Source organism: Paenibacillus sp. FSL H3-0310, assembly GCF_038002785.1.
GTDB lineage: Bacteria > Bacillota > Bacilli > Paenibacillales > Paenibacillaceae > Paenibacillus_AQ > Paenibacillus_AQ odorifer.
The window spans coordinates 887,446-908,340 of record NZ_JBBODC010000001.1; the positions used below are offsets into that span (position 1 = coordinate 887,446).

Here is a 20,895-nt window from a genome sequence, read left to right on the forward strand (position 1 = left end):
CGGGTTTTATTGTTTTCTAACGGTCTACGGGACTTTGAATAATACCGTCATGCCCAAATAACGCATCCAGCTTGGTAACATCCTCATCGTATTTATCATGGGTAGTCATGATGAGACGTTCGAATACGCCCTCAAGGCTAATGCGAAGATGGTTCAGTGCCTCTGCGGTAATCCCACCACGGACAGCTACACGTTCTTGAAGCTCTTGCGGGGTGAATTCTCCTTCTGTTAGCAGCTTGCCTGTTCCAAGCAGCATTTCACCTGCAAGCCGGCTGATTAACGTCTCTTCAATCCCGGTAACTTCCACCGCAGCTTCAATCCAGCGTTCAATGAAATAGCTCAAGAACGCAGGTCCGCAGCTGGAGAAATCAGAAGCGATTCGGGTATGGGCCTCTTGAATTTCCAAAGGAACACCTATGAAAGACAACAGCTGCAGCAGCACGAGCCTGTCTTCTTTATTAAGCCTGCTGCCAAATATGCACAGTGATGTCCCACTTTTGACACAGTGTGTAATGCTGGGGATGATCTTGGCTATTTTGGACGGCAAAGCGGATTCCAGATGTTGCAATTGAACGGGACTTGTAATGGATACGACGATTTGATCGCTACGGAGATAAGGGCCGATCTCATCTGTTAAGGTTTTGAATTCCAGCGGTTTTACACATAAAAAAACAATGTCACTTCCAGTCGCTGTTTCACTATTGCTTCCGCATAAGTTTATGCCGGGATGACGATCTTCTAGCTCCAGCAGTTTATTCAGACTGCGGTTGCTGGCGAGTACATCGCACGGATTCAGGGCTCCGGAAGAAAGAAAGGCGTCAATCAGCAGGCTGCCCATGCTGCCTGTTCCGATAAATCCAACTTTCACCTGTGGTTCCTCCTTTCTAGCGTTGCTTATTTACTAACTGACATGAATGCTCTTCGTTATATGTATGCAGGATAGACTTGGACAGATGACAGGTTTTGTATGAATTATTAAAGGAGTTTCCAGCCGCAGGAATGTATGAAGATTCACAAAAAGGCATAAGCAGAATTTTTGTGAGGAGGAAAGTAATATGAATAAAGGAAGTATCGTACTCGGAGTGGCTGCTGCTGTAATAGGAAGTGGGCTTTTATGGGCGGCAGGGAGCAAGGGCGATTCCGGGATTGCCGGGTGGGAGACTTTGAATGTTGGTATGGAGCAAGCGGTTGGAATCGCTGAGTCTGGTGCCGCTCCAGCTGCTGGGGGCAGTGAGGGAGGTCATCAGACGAAGGGAAATAAGCTACATTTAGAGAAAGATGCAGGGCAGGCTGAAGCTGCTGGGAATGCTGAAGAAGGTGAGAAGGTTAAGGAGGCAGCGCAAGCAGAACAAGCTGATCAAACTTCGGAAGCTGAAAAAGCTTCGACAGCAGTTGCGGGGGAGAGAGCAGAAGGAGCGGGCCAAACGCCAATGGCAGAAGGCCAAGCACCAGCAGGGGCAGAAGTTCAAACGCCAAACATTGCAGGGAAGCAAACGCCGGCAGGGGGCAAGGTACTTGCGGCTAAGGAGGAGACTGAGCTTTCCATATCAGCAGCTTCACAGGAAGGTAAAGTAAATGTGAATACTGCGGGTGTTAAGGAGCTGATGGATCTTCCGGGTATCGGAGAAAAGAAGGCTCAGGCAATTATGGATTACCGCAACCGTGCAGGGACCTTTCGCAGCCTTTCTGATCTGGGGAAGGTAAAGGGGATAGGACCTAAAATGCTGGAGAAGTTAAAAGCTTTAGTAATATTTTGAAGATAATAAGAAATGAAGATCGTTGGAAGTGCCACAACCGTTGTCCTAGTGAAAACTTGCGGGGATGTGCTACAATAGTTAACAACTATTTAGAAGGATATGGAGATTGATTATGACTACTGCCTATCGTAAAGACTGGGATACTTATTTCATGGACATTGCCTGTATGGTCTCAACTCGTTCACGCTGCTCACGACGACATGTAGGTGCTGTACTGGTGCAAGGCAAGAAGCTGCTTGGTACCGCGTACAACGGGGCGCCAATGGGCGTACCTGATTGCTCAGAGGCAGGTTGTATGCTCTCGGAGCAATATGAGATGGAGATCGTGGATGGCGTAGAGACTATGGTGAAGAAACAGCGCTGCATTCGCACGATTCATGCCGAACAGAATCTTTTGCTATTCACAGACCGGATTGACCGGGAAGGCAGTACCGTCTACGTGACGGATGAGCCTTGCTGGACCTGTGCAAATATGCTGGCTAATAGCGGTATTGTGGAGATTGTGTATTATCGTCCTTACCGTAAGGATATGGAAAAGGTAGAAGCAATGATGGCTGCCAAAGGCATCGTATTTCGCCAATTGGAGAACTATGAGCCGCCAAGTGAAACGATGATTAAAGTAGCTGAGTAGCTGTATTGTACAACCCTAATTGAATAAGATGGCTTGAGGAAGAACCTCTCGTGCGCTTTTATGGCGTATGCAGAGGTTATTTTTTTTTTGTTAAATCTTGCGAAAGGAGGAGAGTGGAGGCATGAAGGAGAGACCCTTATTAAGTTTTACAGTGTGCTGGATTGCTGGAAGCGCAGCAGCGTGTTTAGGTTCAGGGTTTAGAACGTGGTTGGCGTGGGCTGGTTTATTAATTTTACTGGTGAGTATGAGGGTTTGGGTGAACATGAGATGGAAACAGCTGGCGATATTTTGTTTGGCGATTAGTTTATCCGCTGGATATTGGGAATGGAATGAAGGCCGCAATGTAAGTCACCTGCCTGAAGCGCTAGGGAGATTATTGTCGGAGTTGAATGAGACTGCCGTGGAGGCTAAGGGGACGATAGTTTCCGTTGTGGAACGGGACGGGGACCGGGTTGATTTCACGATGAAGCTCTCAGAGTTATCGTTGATTACTGAGGAAGATGCCGCTTCGCCTGATCCGCGGGACGAACAAGATAAAAGAGTGCATGGGGAGTTAATTATGGTGCAGATCAAACTACTTGCCGAGCAAGAAATCGCTATTGCTGCGGAGTGGCGCAGAGGGGATCAGGTGTCGCTAAACGGTGTACTTGAAGAGCCAGCAACAGCGCGGAATTACGGAGGGTTTGATTATCGGGCCTATTTGCATACGCAGAAGATTCACTGGATTCTAAAGAGTCAAGGTGCAGAAAATGTACAAGCAACTGCTCCAGATTCATGGAATCCGTTAATGATCTTACGCTGGAATGATAAAGCGCGGGCAATTCTTGGAGCGGAGACGGATCGGCTGTTTCAAGCGCGCCACTCTGGATATATGAAGGGTTTGGTGATTGGGATGCAGGATGATCTCGATCCGGATACCTTTAAGCAGTTCTCACAACTTGGTTTGACACATATCCTCGCTATTTCAGGTATGCATGTTGCGGTGTATGTTGGTGTTCTTTTATTTATATTCAGGCGCTTACGGATGACAAAAGAAACCACGCTAACAGTCACCTTAGTGCTCGTTCCTGTATACGTCCTGTTGACAGGTGCGGGTCCGTCTATCGTGCGTGCGGGATTAATGAGTATGATTGCATTGCTCGCTGCACGAGTTGGCATGCTGAAGGATGGACTGAATATTTTGGCTGCAGCGGCACTGGTTATGCTGATTTGGAATCCTTACATGCTGCTCAGTGTCAGTTTCCAGTTGTCGTTTCTGGTGACCTTAGGATTAATGGTCTACGTTCCGCTTATGGACCCTCTGCTGAGCGCACTGCCACGCTGGCTTAAAAGCGCCGTCTCTGTGACTCTAGTTGCCCAGTTGGTCTCATTTCCATTGACGATTTATTATTTTAATCAATTTTCTCTCCTGTCTTTAGTGGCTAATCTGGTTTTTGTGCCCTTTATTACTTTTATCGTATTGCCGTTAGGAACGCTTGCGCTAGTGCTTGGACGATTGTGGGGAGATGCCGCGATTTTTTTGGCACATATTACGGAGCTGCTGAATAACGTTACTTTTTATGCGGTTGAATGGATTAATGGTTTTGCTGGTGGAGTTCTGATTTGGCGCTCGCCTTCACTGCTGTGGATTGGAGTGTATTATGTCTTATTGTATGGGCTGTTGTATGCTGCCAAGCTAAGAGTAGAAGCCCGCGCAACACCTCAGTATATGGAGGATGAGACGAGGCCGTTAGCTGAGATTGGTTTATCTGTGAACAAGCACGGCGGGTTTGGGGGAACGGGGAGCGCACAGTATTTTTTGGATGAACCTAAGATTGTACGTTGGAGCGGAGCGATTGTTCTACTATCTGCGGTTGGACTGGGCCTAATGCTGTACAAGGGTTATCAGTCAGAACGTCAGGCGGGTAAAGGGACGATTAGTTACCTGGATATCGGGCAAGGCGACAGTATCCTCATCACTACACCAAAAGGAGCTCATATTCTTGTAGATGGTGGAGGAACGTTAAATTTTGGGCAAAAAGAAGAATGGCGCATTCGCCGCAGCCCGTTCGAGGTAGGGGCTAAAGTGTTGGTGCCTTTGCTTAAAAAACGTGGGATCCACCGTCTGGACGCGATTATTTTGACTCATGGGGATCAGGATCATGCCGGGGGACTCCAAGCCGTTATGGAGGCGATTCCGGTTTCGGCACTGCTTTTTAATGGCACACTCGCTGACCGTGAATCTTATATGGAGATGATGCGGACTGCGCTGGAGAACAATGTTCAACTGTATGCCGTACATCAGGGAATGAGGCTTTCCCCGGATGATAAGACGGAGCTGTCCTTTTTATGGCCGGAAGAACAAGATAGAGAGGGAGCAGCGTCAGGTTCTTCTATGCTGAATAGCATCCCACTGCTGGAGGATCAGAACCACGATTCTGTAGTTTTTCGTCTAGAGATGAACGGAAGAAATTTTCTGTTTACCGGAGATATGGATCTGGAAGCCGAGGACGAGATTGTGCAGCAAGCCCTGCAAAAGCGCATTAACGCAGGACCTGTCATTGACGTTTTAAAAGTAGCTCACCATGGGAGCAAAACTTCAACAGGCGAGTCTTGGCTGCAGTTTTGGCACCCAGCCGCTGCTGTAATTTCTGCAGGAGTAAATAATCTATATGGTCATCCGAAAGCTGAGGTATTGGAACGTTTGAAAGCTAATCAAGCTGCTATTTATAGAACGGATCAGCAGGGAGAGATTCAGATGCGTGTGCGGGCCGAAGGGATTATTGTGCGTCATAAGTTGGCGGAGGGAGCGGATTAGGGAGGTAGTCGAGTAATGTGATTGAGCGCTGGGTGGTGTATGTTAATTTTCGCAGACTCTATAAAGTCCCTTTAAAGCCCCTTTAAAGCTCCTTTCGTGGTCTTTTACACCACTATAAAACTAAAACCTTGTTTAGTTGCACTTTGTGCAATAGATCGCACTTTAAAGTAGCTGGTTCTTCATTTAGTTGCACTTTGTACACTTAAAATCTGGAAAAACGCCTATTTTTCTAAATTTGAGCAGAAATAGTTGCATGAAGTGCAACTAAATCACTTTATGAGCTGGAAAGATCTTTTTTAGTTGCACAAAGTGCAACTAAACGCTCTATATGAACATATCAAAGCATCTCAGTTACATATTATCGTTGTAGCGATACTAACTTTCACATAAGTTCCTGTTACTTGCTGATGATCCCAGTCCATTTGTTCTAGCACCAGCTGCTCTAATCCAGTTGCCGTCGTCCTCCTCCAGTAATTATTACGCATGCACAATATATGTAAACGCTTTATAATAGAGATAGAAGATTCTGGTAAACTCTATGCCTACTTAAACTATGTTGCAAAGTGCGGTGGTGAGAAGCTTGTGTCCTCCGTGTTTTGTAGCGAATTAGGAGATGAAGCGATAGTGAATACATATGCAGAATTTAGAGTCACAGCGGAAAGTGTATATGATGTTCAAGTAGAACGCAGTAATCCAATTGGATATGCTTGGCGGATGATCGCCAGGGATCATGAGCAGGTGTTCGGAAAAGCTCCGGTACAAGGAGCAGCAGCTACTGTAATTATTCGTTATGCGACAGAGGATGATGGCTGCCCGGAATGGGCGGAGGGTTTTTGTTTGCGTTTTACAGGTAGTGAAGAGGATCGGATCTTGCATATTATCGGCCGCGATGAATTGGGCATTATTTATGGGATGCTTCATTATAGCCGCCACGTGCTTGGTGTCGATCCCTTCTGGTTCTGGGCGGAGCTTCCTCCTGTTAAGAAAGATGCGATCAATCTACCTGTTTCTGATTACAACAGCATTCAGCCAAAGGTACGCTACCGAGGTTGGTTCGTGAATGATGAAGTGTGTCTTATCGGCTGGAAGGAGGATTATCCTCCGACGGCGGAGGTATGGGAGCCTGTTTTTGAAGCGCTGCTGCGCTGTGGTGGAAATATGGTAATCCCCGGGACGGATTTGCCGAGAAACGGAATTCATCATCAGCTTGCGGTGGATATGGGACTGTGGATCACACATCATCATGCGGAGCCGCTTGGCGCGCAAATGTTCCTACGTGCTTTTCCGGGCAAGCAAGCCAGCTATAAAGAATATCCAGAATTGTTTGAAAAGCTGTGGAGAGAGGCCATTGAGCGGCAAAAAGATGAAAAAACACTCTGGGTGCTCTCTTTCCGCGGACAGGGTGATAAACCTTTTTGGGAGAATGATCCCTCTTTTGATACTCCGGAGAAACGGGGCGATTTGATCTCATTTGTAGTTCGCAAGCAATACGATATGATCTGTGAATATGTGGACCAGCCTGTGTGCTGTATGGCGATGTACGGAGAAATTGCGGAGCTGTATAAACAAGGAAAGATCGAAGTGCCAGAAGGTGTTATTAAAATATGGGCGGATAACGGATACGGTAAAATGGTGTCGCGACGACATGGCCATCTGAATCTGCGCGTGCCTGCTCTACCCGAGGCAGGAGATCAAGGCAAAAACGGGGTATATTACCACGTCACCTTCCACGACTTGCAGGCCTCCAATCATCTAACACAATTCCCAACGGATCCGTCCTTTATAGTGGAGGAATTACAGGGGGCATTTGCGGCAGGGGCTAGTGAATATCTGCTAGTGAATTCAGGGAATATTTTGCCTCATCTCTATACATTAGATCTGACAGCAAAGTTGTGGATGGATGGAACAGCAGATGCTGATGAACAGCTTCAGACCTTCGTTAACCGTTTCTACACAGCGCAGCAGGGGCGAATTGCACAATTGTACAAAAGCTACTTCAAAAACACCATAGTATATGGTCCTAATGCTGACGACCGCGCAGGCGATGAATTCTATCATCATCCGGCAAGGCAGATTATAGGGCATTGGCTGCAAAATAAGACGGAGAGCGATGAGCGACTGCGCTGGGCCGCAGGGGATGTTCCTTTTGTAGAGCAGGTTCGATGGTTCAGGGATCGAGCTGAGCGAGTTGTACTAGTCTGGTATCTGCTGCGAAAGCAGTGCCTAGAGGTGATGGAACTTTTACCCGAAAAAGAGCGAAACAGGCTGCATGTTCAACTGCTAGTTCAAATTGAGCTGCATTGGAGCGGGTGCAGAGGATTATCCTCTCTTTGCCAGGCGTATATGTGTTACCAAGAAGAGCGATTTCCAGAGGCGTTTATCGAAGCTTCTCATGCGGTTTGGGATTATAAGGAGGGCCAGCAGGCTCTTTTACGGGCAGAGATCGGCCAGTGGGAGCATTTTTATCGGGCTGATTGGTTGACCAATATTGCCAACACTATAGATCATGTAGAAACGGCCCGTAAATTTTTGCGGATTCAGGGGGATAGTCCGGATATGTTTTTATGGTATAAGGAATATTTGATGCCCGAGACCGAAAAGCATATCTATCTGGAAAATACGCATCGTAATCCGTTACCGGACGATGAGCTTGCACGGCGGCTACAGGAGAAATTCAGCTCTCTTTAAAAAATATCCACACACCACTAGTGAACGCTTAAACGTTCATCGGTGGTGTTTTTTTATGAATGACCTATTTTTTATTTTAGAGGGAACTTTTTCAAATTTGGAAAGTCTTATTAGGCAAGGGGTGAGGCGAAACATGCTAAGCGAAGATATACCATATACAGCAGCGTACGCGCCCGCAATGAGTTTGCGGGAAATGATGGAGGCGTATGGCTCGGATGTGTGGAATTATGCTTTTTTCTTAACTAGAAGTCGAGAGCAGGCAAATGATATCAGCCAAGAAGTGTTTTTGAAGGCGTACAAGAATGTTGGGAAATACCGGGGGCAATCTTCGATGAAAACCTGGCTGCTTACGATTACCAGAAATACGGCCTTCAGTTGGAGCAAAAATAGCTTTTGGCGCAGATTCATAGCTTTGGGTGATCAACCTGCTGCTGTTAATGCACCTTCTGCGGAAAAAGAAGCCCTTGGCAATCAGTATGCGAACCGGATCTGGGAAATTATTATGACCCTTCCAGAGAAGAACAGAGAGGTGCTTGTGCTAGATATTCAACATGGATTATCCATTGCCGAAATGTCAGATTTGCTGAATGTAGCACAAGGAACCGTGAAATCTCGGCTCGCGCGGGCGAGAGAGAAGGTTAAAGAGGCTATCCAGAAGGAGGAGAGGGAATGAAACGCAACGCCGATGATAGTAATCCAGTGATGATCGGGCAGACGGATTGGTATGCGCAAGCAGGCAAAAATCCTTTCATTGAAGATGGTTTTACGCCTGAGTTAATGATGCGGATCGAACAGGCTGCTGCGAATAAAAGTTCAGCTTACAAACGTTATTGGATAAATAAAAATGTGGTGTTGACCAGTCTGGCTACGATTTTGTTGATAGGTGCGCTTACCTTCCCTATGGGCATATGGAAAAACACAGGGCCAATTCATTCGTCATCCGTTCAGTCACAAGGCGCAGGCATACTGCCTTCTTCTAGTCCTGCAACTAATGATAAAGCAATAGAGCCTCCGACAAGTCCAGTAGAATTTGAGATTAGCGGTAAGAAATACTACATGCCTTTGCCAATGAACAGAGATAAGAGTAAAGCGTATGCCGTTGAGACAACAGCGGGAATCCTTTGGTCGCCGCCACCCCCGATGGTGGACTACAAGAAGCCAAAGTACACACATCCTACAGAACCGTTCACTCTTTACCTGAGCTCGAAGGACCAGACGGAATTATCGGCTTCTTCAGCTACTAGGATTTATACTTTACCTCTTTATGCAGGAGGGGCAAGTACTTATCAATATTTGAGTGGATTTTTTGGAGCGGGCGATTACGCTCTGCTATTTACCTATACGAAGACTATAGGTTCAGGCATTATGGAGAATGGTAGATTTTTTATTCTAAATGTTAAAAAAGCAGCGACAGGAGAATCTGTGGTACCGAAAGAGCTTACGTCCTTTGATTGGGAGCTATTAGAATATAAGTCAATAATCGCAGTGGATAAGGAGCATGACCAGATCGTATTTAGTTACCTAGAATACCCGGTAGATAAGACATACCAAGACAAAACAGTGCTTTATGATATGGAGACCTTAAGCATTCAAACACCTGCATCGACCATTGGATTTAGAGACATTAATGGACAATCGTTAACCATGGAATATGAGATGAATGGAGAACTTTATAAAGCGGATATTCTTACGAAAGGTGGACCAGGGTGGTTAGATGAAGATTGGGCATTTTTATCAGAAGAGCGACAAAATGAGCTGTATCAGGAATTTTACAGTCAGACTCCCTAGTAGATAAATCACTAAATAAAAGCTATACTTTTTGATAAAGTATTTTCTTTTGAGAAGAGTGGAGCCGAAGCGATGAAGAAGTTAACGATTGAAGATGTGGCTCAAAAAGCGGGAGTTTCGAAAAGTACGGTCTCCCAATTTTTGAACAAACGTTTTAAATATATGAGCGAAGCGACGAAAAACCGGATTGAGGCCGTAATTGAGGAGCTTAATTATCAGCCAAATGGTCTGGCGCGCAGTCTGAAGCAGAACCGGACGCATATGGTCGGGATCATCGTAGCTAATATTGACTACACGCTGTCAATCCAATGTATCCGGGCGATTGAGAATGAGCTGCAGCATCACGGAATCCAAGTGATCATATGCAACGCAGATGAGAATGCGGAGAAAGAAAGCAAATATGTAGAAACCTTAATCGCTCGTCAGGTGGATGGGCTGATTATTTTTCCTACAGGGAATAACCCGTCTGCCTATAGCAAGCTGGTAGAGGCTGATTTCCCGCTAGTCTTTATGGATCGTCTGGTAGATGGAATCACCACGCAGAGTCTATTGCTGGATAATGAAATGGCGGCAAAGATAGGCGTAGGGCAGCTAATTCAGCAAGGCCATGAGCGGATTGCTCTGGTGTCCCTTCCAATTGGGGAGCATGCGATTACCCCTCGGAAAGAGCGGATTAGTGGCTACAAAAAAGCGATGGAAGAAGCGGGCATAACGCTGCGTGAGGAGTATATTTGCAGTGTATCCAAAGAGGAATTAGCTTCGGGGCTGGAACACTTATTAGCACTGCCGGAGCCGCCAACTGCACTGCTGGCTACGAACGACATCACACTAGCGGAAATTCTGAAATATGCGAATCGAAATGCCATCTCTATTCCAGAACAGTTGTCGGTCATCGGGATAGATGATGCGGAATTCGCGCAAATTTATAATCCGGTCATTACGACAATCCGTCAGCCTGCTTACGAGATGGGGATGCAGGCTGCCAAGATTATACTCTCTTGTATCGAGGATAAGGGAGCTTCTGTTCCAATTACATATCGTTTCCCGCCGACCTTGCAGCAAGGGCAGTCGGTGAAGTCTTACAAATAAGTTTGAACTATAAAAAGGGGAGTGCCCAGCAGCTATTTCTTAGCTTGTTGGGCACTCCCCCTTTTATTGGACCTAAGTTTATCTAAACACTAAACTTGGGTTTGATTGGGTAATATTTTCGCGTAGGAAGTCACTATCGGACTCAGCTGACCTTATATGCGGTATAATCCCATATTTGGAGTACTATCGGACCCCATCGCAGCTATCGGCATGGAAAACATGCTAAATGCCCTTTTTCATAAGGAATAGTGTCACTGGAGTCCGAAACTACGCCGCAAAGGTAAAAAAATTGCAAATAGCGTCTTTTGGGTCCGAAAGCCCTGAGGTAAGTGATTACACTGCTGAAGTATAGCAATAGCAATAGCAATAGCAAAAGCTTAGCATAGCAAAGCCAAAGCCAAAGCCAAAGCCAAAGCCAAAGCCAAAGCCAAAGCCAAAGCCAAAGCCAAAGCCAAAGGCATAGCATAGCCATAGCAGCCAATTAGCGACCCAAAAAGCAGAGCAGCGCTCCCCCAATAACAGGAGAATCGCTGCTCTGTGTCTTTTTGCAATTATTAGACTTCTTGTTGCATAAACTTCGCAAGTTCCTCACGGGTGGGAAGTCCGTCCATATCGCCTGGCGACATGACGGCTAACGCACCGATCGCATTGCCGCGTTTGACGGCCTCAGCAATCGGAAGCTTTTCCAGCATCGCACTGATTACGCCAACCGCAAATCCATCACCTGCACCCACCGTATCAACAACCTGCTCCACCTTGAATCCGTCCACGTAACCTTCCCCAGCAGAGGATTTATAGTAAGCGCCTTCAGGGCCAAGCTTGATGACGACTAAACTTATGCCACGCTCCAGGTAATAGTCTGCAATCTCTTCGGGTGTGCTCAGTCCGGTAAGGATTTTACCTTCACCGAGTCCCGGCAGGAACCAGTCGCAGCGTGTAGCCAGATCATTGATAGTACTCACCATTGTTTCTGTATCCGGCCATAAGCTAGGACGCAGATTAGGATCCAGAGAGATCGTCTTTCCTTTACTCTTCATAAATTCCATAGCGTGAATAGAAAATTCATGACAGCTCTTGGACAAAGCGGCGGAGATACTTGTAACATGCAGATGTCCTGCGGAATTGAAGTAGGCCTCGTCGAAATCCTCCAGACTAAGCGTGGAGGCCGCGGAGTTTTTGCGGAAGTATTCGACCTTTGGATCGCCGGTAACCACTTTCGATTTGATAAGCATGCCTGTTGAATACTCTTTAGTAAAAGTAATATTGTCCGTATTAATGTTCTCGTTCTTCATCGCCTGAGCAATGAATGTGCCAAAGTTATCTTCGCCGAGCTTCGTAACATAACCTGTAGGATGATTCAAACGCGACAAGCCTGTAGCCACGTTGCTTTCTGCACCTGCTAATGCTTTGGAGAACGAAAATACTTCATGCAGAGGACCGGCCTCATTCGCATAAAACATCGCCATCGGCTCCCCGAAAGTGACGGCATCCAGCTGTTTACTCATTTTTAGTTCCTCCTAGGGTAATGATTTTATCCCAGTATAATGATTTGTAATTTGAAATTATCACATAAATCGGTTTTGTACAATAAAAGAATGATTGTTAACCAAAAAACTTTTTTCGTAAAAAGAAAATAATGTTTCCATAAACCCTTGTTTTATAAAGGTTTTTCTTAGGTTTTATTACTTATTTCCACCTGATGTAATAAAAATGTATTGACTGTTAATCGTATTGTTATTACTATTTCCTTATAGAACAAAACGCAATAATTAGTAAATTTAATAAAAAAGTTTATCTAAAAAGTATTTCCTGTTTATCTATGATCGTACCAAGAGAAAGGGAGTCTACTGATGAAGAAAATGAAAGTATTGCAGAATGTGGCATCCGTCGGGGTTGTAGCGGTTATTCGAGCAGATAGTGCTGAGGAAGCTTTTAAGATGTCCGTTGCTTGTATAGAAGGCGGTCTAAATAATATTGAGGTAACTTTTACTACACCAGACGCGGATGTGGCGATTAAGAGATTGGTTGCAGAGTACGGAAGTCGTGCGGTGATTGGCGCCGGAACTGTCTTGGACCCCTTAACAGCTAGAATAGCCATTCTTGCAGGTTCAGAGTTTGTCGTTAGTCCCTCCTTTGAAGTGGAGACAGCTAAGATGTGTAATCTTTACGGCATTCCCTATATGCCTGGTTGCATGACATTAAATGAAATGAAGGAAGCGCTGAAGTACGGCGTGGATGTGCTTAAATTGTTCCCTGGCAGTGCTTTCGGTCCGGATTATGTAAAAGCGGTTAAAGGTCCTATGCCACATGTAAATATTATGCCGACCGGTGGCGTGGATTTGAACAATATGGAGAAGTGGATTGCAAACGGCTGCATGGCTGTGGGCATTGGGGGGAATTTGACTGCACCGGCGAAGAATGGCCGATATGATCAGATTACCGATCTTGCTGCCCAATATGTGGCGAAGTTTAAAGAGATAAAAGGGATTTAATGTATAGTTCGAACGGAGATTGAAATCCAGATTCGCGTTTTTATTTATAGGCTGTGTGGCTGACAAACGTTGGCCATGCAGCCTTTTTATGTTGATTTTCTTTGAGCTGTCCATATTCCTTTTATTCTATGCTTTTTAGAAAGTATAGAATCGGGATAAAGATAATAAACTATATAATAGAAGAGTAGTGATACATGGACTGAACGTCAGGATTTATTATCCAGCCGGGAGTGAGTATATGCCTGCTTATAATGATAAAAAGCTGTATCAAGCAGCGGATGAAGATGATGCTGAGTACGTAGAAATTGAGTCGGCATTCCATGGTTGTAAGGTGACGGAAGGGCAGATCTACAGATTAGAGCGCAATTACAATAACCCTCAATTATTTGAGAATGGAGAAGCCTATGTGGTGGATGATGAGACTAGGGAAAACTACGCGGTCTTCATGCTCTGCAAAATTGCGCTCTATAAATAGAGTTTCTTGCTCGATACCGGAGGGTAATATTTAAGACAGACGGCTTCATTTCCGACAAGGGGATAGGCCGTTTCTTTTGATGTCATTTTTGTTACTAAGATAGTGAAAAAGAGTATTTGAATGATTGTTGTTTCCCCTGTATGCTTAGTAGGAATTATTGGCTGTGCAATGCGGGATAGCGCGTTGTAACGGCTGGCTTAACATGACGTTCTAAGAAAAGTTTGGTATTCTAAAAATATTAATTACACGGTTGCAACAAATTCGCAGTCTTGCGCGTCAGTAAGATTGCATAGAGAGGGGGAACCTTCGTGGTGGAGCAGGGACTCATCAGAGCCGCTCAAGCGGGCGATCGCGACGCTCTAATCACCCTATTGCGAGAAATTGAAGGACATGTATATAAAACGGCCTTCTACATTTTGCATAATGAACAAGATGCGTTAGATGCATCTCAGGAAGCCTTGATCCGGGTTTATACAAAAATCGGCTCATATGAGGAGAAGGCCCAGTTCAAAACGTGGGTTCAGCGAATCGTCACTAACATTTGCATTGATAAATTCAGAAGAACTAAACCTACAGTTTCTATTGATGAACATGAAATGGTGTTTCAGGATAAACACAATGTGGAACGTGAGGTTCTATCCTCTTATTTAGCTGAGGATATACGCGAAGCGATTGATCAATTGCCCGAGCATCATCGGACAGTCATCGTCCTGCGCTATTTACAGGATTTTTCTTACAACGAGATTGCAGATTGTCTGGATTTGCCCTTGAATACAGTGAAATCATACTTATTTCGGGCTAGACAGCAACTGCAGAATAGACTTCAGGAGTACCAGAAAGGTGGTGTATCGGGATGAAATGCGCGGAGGTGATGGAATGGATGCACCGCTATTTAGACAAAGATTTGAGTCAAGATGAGATTGTTGAGATGTTCCGTCATATCGATAATTGTCCTTCCTGCGCGGAAGTCTTTGAGCGCCTGACACTTCTCTCCAATGAATTGGAGCAGTTGCCAGACGTGAAACCCCCGTTTAGTCTGGTTGACTCTATTTTACCTCAGCTTGCAGAATTGGATCGAAGCAGTCGTGAACAAAGTGCTGTGAGATCTGAGGAGCCGGTTGTTGTTCCATTTTCACGTGAAAGCTCCCGCGGTAAACCTTCCAAGGGAACCTCTATAGCAACACGGACAGGCATTGGAGCTATTGCAGCTGCCGTTCTATTAGGGATCGCAATATTTAATATGCCCGATAAAATGCCTGGGGCAGAAGTAGAACAAAGGATGCAGGATAGTGCTAAAACAGCCAGCGATGATACTAAGGATACAGCAATGGAATCACAAGCTTCTATTACTGCTAACTCTGATGGAGCTTCACCTGCAGCTGGTGGAGAGAACGAGGGCGCTGCCCAGTATAAGACGGATGCAACAGAGATGAACGAAGATAACGCCGCTTTAGATAGAGCGACGGGACCAGTGGACCCTACCTCGATGCCAAGTGCACCGGCGGATGCAGCTGATGCGGGAGCTGGAGCTGGAGGGCGGTCGATCACCGAACCGCCTCAAAGCGCAGATCCTAAGCCTACAGAGAAAATTGTTTCGCCAAAGCAGGATGTCGCCACGAAATCTCAAAATTCAGATTCTAGTAATGCCAGTAGCAATCAGCTAAAGGTGGATAATAAGGAGCAAACTGCTGATATGAATTCAGACAGCGCAGCTGATTCTGCTCCGCTGATGGAGGATTCTTTAAAGATTCCTTATGACTATGGACGGGAAGTTATGAGCTTAAGCAGTTCTGATGAATCTAATGTGCAGACCTGGACTTCCCCTGATGGTCAGTATGCTATAGAATTTGTTGGGCTGCAGCTTGTGATTTATAAGAAGTCGCCAGCGGGCTCAACGGAAGAACGGTTAGCCGTAAACTCTTATCCGCTGGAAGGAAATTGGATTTCTGGTGAATGGTCTGCGGACAGCTCGAAGTTTACGTACGTGACTGAAAAAGATGGTGTGAATGTAACCAAGGTGTACACTGTACAGGAAGCAGTTTCTTCAAGTCCGGCTGCATCCCCTGGGGCGACACCAACGAACACTCCAACCTCATCTTCAACAAATTAAAGTGGGGTTGGAACTTTTTTCGAAGTTTCTGAATATACTATATCAACAGGACAGGAACTAGAAAGTATAGGTTTTGCAGAACATCGGTATGACCGCCGGATGCGGAGTTTCTAGAGCTTCGCACTCCGTCGTTTATATAGATGCGCCGCTTAAACGGAGAGGCTTTGGCCATGGCTGCCAGAGTTTCTCCGTTTTTGCATGCATTTTTGTAGTTTTTTTTGCTACAATAGAACTCTGGACAAAATGGGCTAGATGAATGGAAAAGGAAGTGGCGGGATGGATGCCAAAACGGCGATAAAAGAAATCAAACAAGGGAAGATCTCACCGTTATATGTTTTATATGGCAGTGAGAAATTTCGAATGAATGAATTCACGGCACTGCTGGAAGAACAGCTGATTGCTAAAGAGGATCGTGATTTCGCAGTTATTCCCTTTGATCTCTCTGAGACGCCGGTGCAGGCTGTGGTAGAAGAAGCGGAGACTGTGCCATTTATGGTAGAACGTAAATTATTGCTGGTGCGGGATGCCTCGTTATTTACAGCGGGCAAAGAAAATGCCAAACTGGAGCATCGTATAGATCTTTTAAGTGACTATTTGCAGCATCCTGTAGACTTCAGTGTAATCGTCTTTATGGTGAATAATGATAAGCTGGATGAGCGTAAAAAAATTGTGAAGACTGTCAAATCAGTGGGCACAGTATTAGCCTTTAATCCGCTGGGAGCAGAAGAGCTGCTGCGCTGGGTGGAAAAAGGAATTCGTGAGCGGGGTTGTGTAATGGCACCTGGCACGGCAGAAATTCTTATAACGAATGCAGGCACAGGCTTGCAAGGTTTATCTGCAGAGATGGACAAGCTTTGTTTATTTGCTGGTAAGGGCGGCACTGTGGATGCGGGGGCCGTAGAGAGTCTGGTACACCGTGGTACAGAACAAAATGTGTTTACGCTTGTTGAGGATATCGCTAATCTGCGTCTTGATAAGGCGCTTGATACCTTATATGAGCTGCTGAAGCAGCGTGAGGAACCGATCAAGATCGCAGCGTTGGTTGCGCGGCAGTTCCGCATTATTTTGCAGGTTAAGGATTTATCAGCACATAGTTATTCGCAGGGACAGATTGCGTCACAGATCGGATTGCATCCATATGCGGTTAAGCTTGCTGGGGAGCAGGCCCATAAGTTCTCCAGTGAACGATTGCGGCAAATCTTAAGTGCATTGGCGGATCTGGATTATAAAATGAAAACAGGGGCTATAGACAAAGTGCTAGGGCTGGAGCTGTTCATGCTGCGTTTAGGTGTCTGAGCTAAGAAGGGGAAAAAGTATTGGAGATGATCTGACTATGAAAAGAATATTTCAATATTCGGCACTGCTGTTACTCGTTCTATTAATTAGTTCCTGTGGCAAAACGGATACTAATTCACCGTCAGGTTCAGCTTCTGAGTCGCCTGCGAATTCGAATACCTCTGCAGATGCACCTTCTTATTTTGGGGAATGGAGTGTACAAGGTCTAGTAGGTTCTACACCTGTCTCGGCAGCGGAGGATGAAAAGCTTATTGGCATGCGGGTAACTTATTCGCAAGAAAAGGCATCTTTTGATAAAGATGAAATTATGAACCCTGAATATAAAGAAGAGAGCATTACAAAGGATGACTTTTTTAACGAATACAGAAATGAATTAAGTGACCTTGGCATCGAGACGGAATCGGTTAAGACGGTATCTATAAATAATTGGACGAATCCCGGCAGCAGTTTTATTGTTAAAGACGATCAAACGATGATTTTTTTATGGGATGGTAACTATTATGAAATGAAAAAAGAGAATAAATAAATGAAAGAAGACCGCCTCTCTGAGGCGGTCTTCTTTCATTTAATAAACATCTCTTAAAAGTAACTAACACTACTTATTATTAATTAATAGACACAAAAAAACCTAACCGTATGAAGCATAGCGGTCAGGTTCTTCAATTGCTCATTATGAATGTCGTCTTAGGCTTGAGCCGTAAGAGCGTTCAATTTCTTCGCCAAGCGGGATTTTTTGCGGGCAGCCGCATTTTTATGAACCAGACCTTTACTTACGGCCTTGTCCAGCTTTTTGGAAGCAGCTAGGAAAGCAGCTTGAGCAGTTTCTACTTCCGTACCAGTCAGAGCTACATCAGCAGTTTTCACAGCTGTACGAAGCGCGGATTTTTGGGAAGCATTCAGTGCACGGCGTTTTTCGTTCGTGTTTACGCGTTTAACCGCGGATTTAATATTTGGCATTGCATTCACCTCCTGTAAGACATTCGAAATCATTATCAAATGATTCACAACTTAAAATAGTTTAGCATGACCGGTAGCAAAAAGCAATACTTAAAGCTTTCAAATTAAACCTCCGTATCCTGCATAAACATTGGCTTTCTCTCGCACACTATCGACAAAAGAGCATAGGCAGAAGCTTGCCAAATGAGGATGAACTCATGGAAGTGTATGCTTACAAAACTAAGCAGCCGCTTTCGAAGTGAGTTTTGTTCGAAGTAACTCATGGAAGTGTATGCTTACAAAACTTTTAGGAGGCTGGTACACAATGGAACCGGATCTGCAGCTATATTCTGTGCGCACCGATTTGGCATTAGAGGCAAAGGAAATGGCTCAAGGCCCACAAAGAACGCCGATCCCTGGTGTGAACGAAGAAGTGGAAGAGTCTGATGGGATTAAAGTGACCCGTCTTGGTGTAGCTAATGCTGCCGGATCACAGGCAATAGGACGCGCAATTGGCAACTATGTAACCCTTGAGGTACCCGCTCTGCGTGGCGGAGATACAGGCTTGCAGCAAAAGGTGGCAGAAGTTTTTGCCCGCGAATTTGAGGACTTTTTGATCAGAATTGGGATTGGCAAGGATGCATCTGTGTTGATTGTTGGTCTTGGTAACTGGAATGTTACACCGGATTCACTGGGTCCGTTGGTGGTGGAGAACTCACTCATTACGCGGCAGTTCTATGAGCTGGTTCCGGATCAGATCTCCCCTGGTTATCGTAAGGTGAGCGCTATTGCTCCTGGAGTGCTTGGGCTGACTGGGATTGAGTCGAGTGAAGTCGTGCAGGGAATCGTGGATCGGACGAAACCTGAGCTTATTATCGCCATAGATGCGTTGGCATCCCGGTCACTGGAGCGTATCAATACGACGATTCAAATTGCCGACATTGGGATCCATCCCGGTTCGGGAATTGGCAACAAGCGACGTGGATTAACCCAAGAAATTCTGGGTGTTCCTTGTATCGCAATCGGAGTGCCCACTGTCTGCTATGCCTCAACTATTGTGAATAATGTGCTGGAGATGATGAAAAATCACTTCGGGCAAGGAGCAAACCATACGAAGGAAATCATGGGGATGCTGGACGATATCTCTGAGCAGGAACGCTTGTCATTAGTGAAGGAAGTGCTTGAACCTCTGGGGCACGATTTGATCGTCACTCCCAAGGAAATCGATGAATTTATTGAAGGGATCGCGAATATTGTGGCCAGTGGTCTGAATGCGGCTTTACATGATGCGGTTGATCCTGAGAATGTTGGCGCGTATACCCACTAACTGAATTATGGTTTGTTTAGCCCGGCGGGATGCTGAATTAAGGTATCCTGTACGGGCTTTATGTCTATTCTCTCATTTTCGGTTCTAGTATTGCTCTTGCACTCATAGATTTGGAGTATAAGAGATTACAGAGGGCTGGAGGAGGACATAACTACAATGAATAAAAAATGGTTTCAGCTTTGGAACATCGGCCGTTTAAGGGGAAAAATGCTGGATGTTTTATCGCTGGGGAGAACGATGCTGCTGTTGGCCGGAGGTTCACTAGTATTTTTTATGCTGCTTGGAGCCGGTGGATTGGCCGGACAGAAGCTTAGCTCTTCACCCATTCCTTCAATGAAGGGGCTTGCCGCCTCCCTGTCCAGTGGTTTTTTCATGGAGCTGCTGGGGATGGAGGTGCCGCATTTACCGCAGGGTAAAGAGCCATCCGCTTTTTCAGGTGAAAAGGTAACTTCTTTCGTATTTCAGTTGCTGACCAGCGTGAATCCAGGCGACCCTAAGAGTCTAGTCTCTCGTGAAGTGCCGGGGATGGCGGCGGATGATCCATTTCTTTTGCGGAAAGGTTCAGGTGGATCTACAGGAGCACCAGTGGATTATCATCCTGGGACTGATGAACTGGCTGAGGGTGGTGAAGATGCAGAAACTTCTGTTCCGGACGAAGGGGACAAGCATGGAGATACTACAACACAGCAGCCTGAAGCGACGGTTGCACCATCCCCTGAACCATCAGCGGAGGAAGGGACGGATAAGAGTGATCCGCAAAGCGGCACAGACAGCACTAAAGATACCTCGATCAAACGGATTCTAATCTATCATTCACATCCTAGAGAGGCCTACAATCCTCTGTTAGGGGCAGCAAATGAAAATCCCAGCTCCGGAGTTTCAACTAAAAATGTAATGCTGGTAGGATCATATATTACGAAAAGACTGGAACAGCTCGGGATTGGTACGGTTCATGCCAAAGAAGATTTTCCAACCAAAATCACCGACTATAACTGGAACTTTTCCTATAAATATTCCCGGATCTTGGTTAAATCAGCACTCAGCGCAAATGAGGAAATGGATAGTTTTATCGACATTCACCGCGATTCGCAGCGTCATAGCAAAACAACAGCTGTTATTGACGGGAAAAGCTATGCACAGGTCTATTTTATCATTGGACATGCAAATAAAGACTGGAAGAAGAACGAAGAGTTTGCCAATAAGATTCATCAACAGCTTGAAAAGAATTACCCGGGAATATCTCGTGGGATATGGGGAAAAGCTGCGGGTAAAGGAAATAACGGGGAGTACAATCAGACCCTCTCTCCTAATAGTGTTTTGATTGAAGTGGGCGGAATTGATAACTCGGCTGAGGAATTAAAGCGTACGGCTGATATTTTGGCGGATGCTATCGCTGATGTTTACTGGAGCAGTCATGACGCTGAGAAGGTGAACGCACCTGAAAAAGTGGCGAATCCCACTACAACACCAAAGAAATCAAACGGAGCTTCTTAAAATAAATTACCAAGG

19 protein-coding genes are annotated in these 20,895 nt (G+C 45.5%); 15 read left to right on the forward strand and 4 right to left on the reverse strand.

The genetic code is table 11. From position 1 onward, the window contains the following. Positions 1-16 precede the first annotated feature (16 nt). Entirely contained in the window at positions 17-868 is an 852-nt protein-coding gene (comER, locus tag MHH63_RS04040) for a late competence protein ComER (protein ID WP_036677548.1), read from the reverse strand. A gap of 187 nt (positions 869-1,055) precedes the next feature. On the opposite strand from comER, the gene MHH63_RS04045 reads away from it, so the two are divergent. The 7 genes from MHH63_RS04045 to MHH63_RS04075 all read left to right on the forward strand — a co-directional run bounded on the left by MHH63_RS04045 (position 1,056) and on the right by MHH63_RS04075 (position 10,750). Beyond that, entirely contained in the window at positions 1,056-1,757 is a 702-nt protein-coding gene (locus MHH63_RS04045) for a helix-hairpin-helix domain-containing protein (protein ID WP_341171229.1), read from the forward strand. 112 nt (positions 1,758-1,869) lie between these two features. After that, the gene (locus MHH63_RS04050; protein WP_076137388.1) at positions 1,870-2,388 is read left to right on the forward strand and encodes a deoxycytidylate deaminase; all 519 of its coding nucleotides are present in this window, start codon (positions 1,870-1,872) and stop codon (positions 2,386-2,388) included. Positions 2,389-2,650: 262 nt separating this feature from the next. Next, positions 2,651-5,185, forward strand: a complete 2,535-nt coding sequence (locus tag MHH63_RS04055; RefSeq protein ID WP_445321751.1) for a ComEC/Rec2 family competence protein — start codon at positions 2,651-2,653, stop codon at positions 5,183-5,185. 624 nt (positions 5,186-5,809) lie between these two features. Next, complete coding sequence (locus MHH63_RS04060) at positions 5,810-7,873, forward strand: glycosyl hydrolase 115 family protein (RefSeq protein WP_341171231.1); 2,064 nt, start codon at positions 5,810-5,812, stop codon at positions 7,871-7,873. A 178-nt stretch (positions 7,874-8,051) separates the two neighbouring features. Further along, positions 8,052-8,546 (forward strand): RNA polymerase sigma factor, encoded by a 495-nt coding sequence (locus MHH63_RS04065; RefSeq protein WP_341171232.1) that lies wholly within the window; start codon positions 8,052-8,054, stop codon positions 8,544-8,546. Next, positions 8,543-9,661 carry a hypothetical protein gene (locus MHH63_RS04070; protein ID WP_341143448.1) on the forward strand — a complete coding sequence of 373 codons (1,119 nt, stop codon included), beginning with the start codon at positions 8,543-8,545 and terminating at the stop codon, positions 9,659-9,661. Before MHH63_RS04065 ends, MHH63_RS04070 begins: the two co-directional genes overlap by 4 nt. Positions 9,662-9,733: 72 nt before the next feature. After that, the gene (locus MHH63_RS04075; protein WP_341171233.1) at positions 9,734-10,750 is read left to right on the forward strand and encodes a LacI family DNA-binding transcriptional regulator; all 1,017 of its coding nucleotides are present in this window, start codon (positions 9,734-9,736) and stop codon (positions 10,748-10,750) included. A 377-nt stretch (positions 10,751-11,127) separates the two neighbouring features. Here the strand turns inward: MHH63_RS04075 and MHH63_RS04080 are convergent, their stop codons facing one another. Then, positions 11,128-11,301 (reverse strand): hypothetical protein, encoded by a 174-nt coding sequence (locus tag MHH63_RS04080; RefSeq protein ID WP_341171234.1) that lies wholly within the window; start codon positions 11,299-11,301, stop codon positions 11,128-11,130. A gap of 3 nt (positions 11,302-11,304) precedes the next feature. Beyond that, the gene (locus tag MHH63_RS04085; RefSeq protein ID WP_339169374.1) at positions 11,305-12,255 is read right to left on the reverse strand and encodes a sugar kinase; all 951 of its coding nucleotides are present in this window, start codon (positions 12,253-12,255) and stop codon (positions 11,305-11,307) included. A 345-nt stretch (positions 12,256-12,600) separates the two neighbouring features. Between MHH63_RS04085 and MHH63_RS04090 the strand changes: the two genes are divergently transcribed. The 6 genes from MHH63_RS04090 to MHH63_RS04115 all read left to right on the forward strand — a co-directional run bounded on the left by MHH63_RS04090 (position 12,601) and on the right by MHH63_RS04115 (position 17,649). After that, a complete protein-coding gene (locus MHH63_RS04090; RefSeq protein ID WP_038572952.1) occupies positions 12,601-13,242 on the forward strand; it encodes a bifunctional 2-keto-4-hydroxyglutarate aldolase/2-keto-3-deoxy-6-phosphogluconate aldolase in 642 nt (213 codons plus the stop codon). Positions 13,243-13,480: 238 nt separating this feature from the next. Then, positions 13,481-13,717, forward strand: a complete 237-nt coding sequence (locus MHH63_RS04095) for a hypothetical protein (RefSeq protein WP_038572950.1) — start codon at positions 13,481-13,483, stop codon at positions 13,715-13,717. A gap of 308 nt (positions 13,718-14,025) precedes the next feature. After that, on the forward strand, positions 14,026-14,574 hold the full coding sequence (locus MHH63_RS04100; RefSeq protein WP_036677530.1) for an RNA polymerase sigma factor: 549 nt from the start codon (positions 14,026-14,028) through the stop codon (positions 14,572-14,574). Next, positions 14,571-15,827: an anti-sigma factor family protein gene (locus tag MHH63_RS04105; protein WP_076129691.1), complete on the forward strand. Its 1,257-nt coding sequence runs from the start codon at positions 14,571-14,573 to the stop codon at positions 15,825-15,827. Before MHH63_RS04100 ends, MHH63_RS04105 begins: the two co-directional genes overlap by 4 nt. Before the next feature lie 276 nt (positions 15,828-16,103). After that, positions 16,104-17,123: a DNA polymerase III subunit delta gene (holA, locus tag MHH63_RS04110; protein WP_036677525.1), complete on the forward strand. Its 1,020-nt coding sequence runs from the start codon at positions 16,104-16,106 to the stop codon at positions 17,121-17,123. Positions 17,124-17,160: 37 nt separating this feature from the next. Further along, the gene (locus MHH63_RS04115) at positions 17,161-17,649 is read left to right on the forward strand and encodes a hypothetical protein (protein ID WP_076281207.1); all 489 of its coding nucleotides are present in this window, start codon (positions 17,161-17,163) and stop codon (positions 17,647-17,649) included. A 158-nt stretch (positions 17,650-17,807) separates the two neighbouring features. Here MHH63_RS04115 and rpsT read toward each other — a convergent pair whose 3' ends face one another. Beyond that, positions 17,808-18,080 carry a 30S ribosomal protein S20 gene (gene rpsT / locus MHH63_RS04120; RefSeq protein ID WP_036677521.1) on the reverse strand — a complete coding sequence of 91 codons (273 nt, stop codon included), beginning with the start codon at positions 18,078-18,080 and terminating at the stop codon, positions 17,808-17,810. A 304-nt stretch (positions 18,081-18,384) separates the two neighbouring features. Between rpsT and gpr the strand changes: the two genes are divergently transcribed. Both gpr and MHH63_RS04130 read left to right on the forward strand, forming a co-directional pair. Next, a complete protein-coding gene (gene gpr / locus MHH63_RS04125) occupies positions 18,385-19,386 on the forward strand; it encodes a GPR endopeptidase (RefSeq protein WP_036677518.1) in 1,002 nt (333 codons plus the stop codon). A gap of 156 nt (positions 19,387-19,542) precedes the next feature. Beyond that, positions 19,543-20,880: a stage II sporulation protein P gene (locus MHH63_RS04130; RefSeq protein WP_076129693.1), complete on the forward strand. Its 1,338-nt coding sequence runs from the start codon at positions 19,543-19,545 to the stop codon at positions 20,878-20,880. Positions 20,881-20,895 lie beyond the last annotated feature (15 nt).

Excerpts from the sequence above, each read along its gene's own strand:
- MHH63_RS04045 (WP_341171229.1), top strand. The coding sequence starts at position 1,056 with ATGAATAAAGGAAGTATCGTACTCGGAGTGGCTGCTGCTGTAATAGGA.
- MHH63_RS04130 (WP_076129693.1), top strand. The coding sequence starts at position 19,543 with ATGAATAAAAAATGGTTTCAGCTTTGGAACATCGGCCGTTTAAGGGGA.
- MHH63_RS04085 (WP_339169374.1), bottom strand. The coding sequence starts at position 12,255 with ATGAGTAAACAGCTGGATGCCGTCACTTTCGGGGAGCCGATGGCGATG.
- MHH63_RS04090 (WP_038572952.1), top strand. The coding sequence starts at position 12,601 with ATGAAGAAAATGAAAGTATTGCAGAATGTGGCATCCGTCGGGGTTGTA.
- holA (WP_036677525.1), top strand. The coding sequence starts at position 16,104 with ATGGATGCCAAAACGGCGATAAAAGAAATCAAACAAGGGAAGATCTCA.
- MHH63_RS04115 (WP_076281207.1), top strand. The coding sequence starts at position 17,161 with ATGAAAAGAATATTTCAATATTCGGCACTGCTGTTACTCGTTCTATTA.
- MHH63_RS04105 (WP_076129691.1), top strand. The coding sequence starts at position 14,571 with ATGAAATGCGCGGAGGTGATGGAATGGATGCACCGCTATTTAGACAAA.
- MHH63_RS04055 (WP_445321751.1), top strand. The coding sequence starts at position 2,651 with ATGAGATGGAAACAGCTGGCGATATTTTGTTTGGCGATTAGTTTATCC.
- rpsT (WP_036677521.1), bottom strand. The coding sequence starts at position 18,080 with ATGCCAAATATTAAATCCGCGGTTAAACGCGTAAACACGAACGAAAAA.
- MHH63_RS04075 (WP_341171233.1), top strand. The coding sequence starts at position 9,734 with ATGAAGAAGTTAACGATTGAAGATGTGGCTCAAAAAGCGGGAGTTTCG.
- MHH63_RS04095 (WP_038572950.1), top strand. The coding sequence starts at position 13,481 with ATGCCTGCTTATAATGATAAAAAGCTGTATCAAGCAGCGGATGAAGAT.
- MHH63_RS04070 (WP_341143448.1), top strand. The coding sequence starts at position 8,543 with ATGAAACGCAACGCCGATGATAGTAATCCAGTGATGATCGGGCAGACG.
- gpr (WP_036677518.1), top strand. The coding sequence starts at position 18,385 with ATGGAACCGGATCTGCAGCTATATTCTGTGCGCACCGATTTGGCATTA.
- MHH63_RS04050 (WP_076137388.1), top strand. The coding sequence starts at position 1,870 with ATGACTACTGCCTATCGTAAAGACTGGGATACTTATTTCATGGACATT.
- MHH63_RS04065 (WP_341171232.1), top strand. The coding sequence starts at position 8,052 with ATGAGTTTGCGGGAAATGATGGAGGCGTATGGCTCGGATGTGTGGAAT.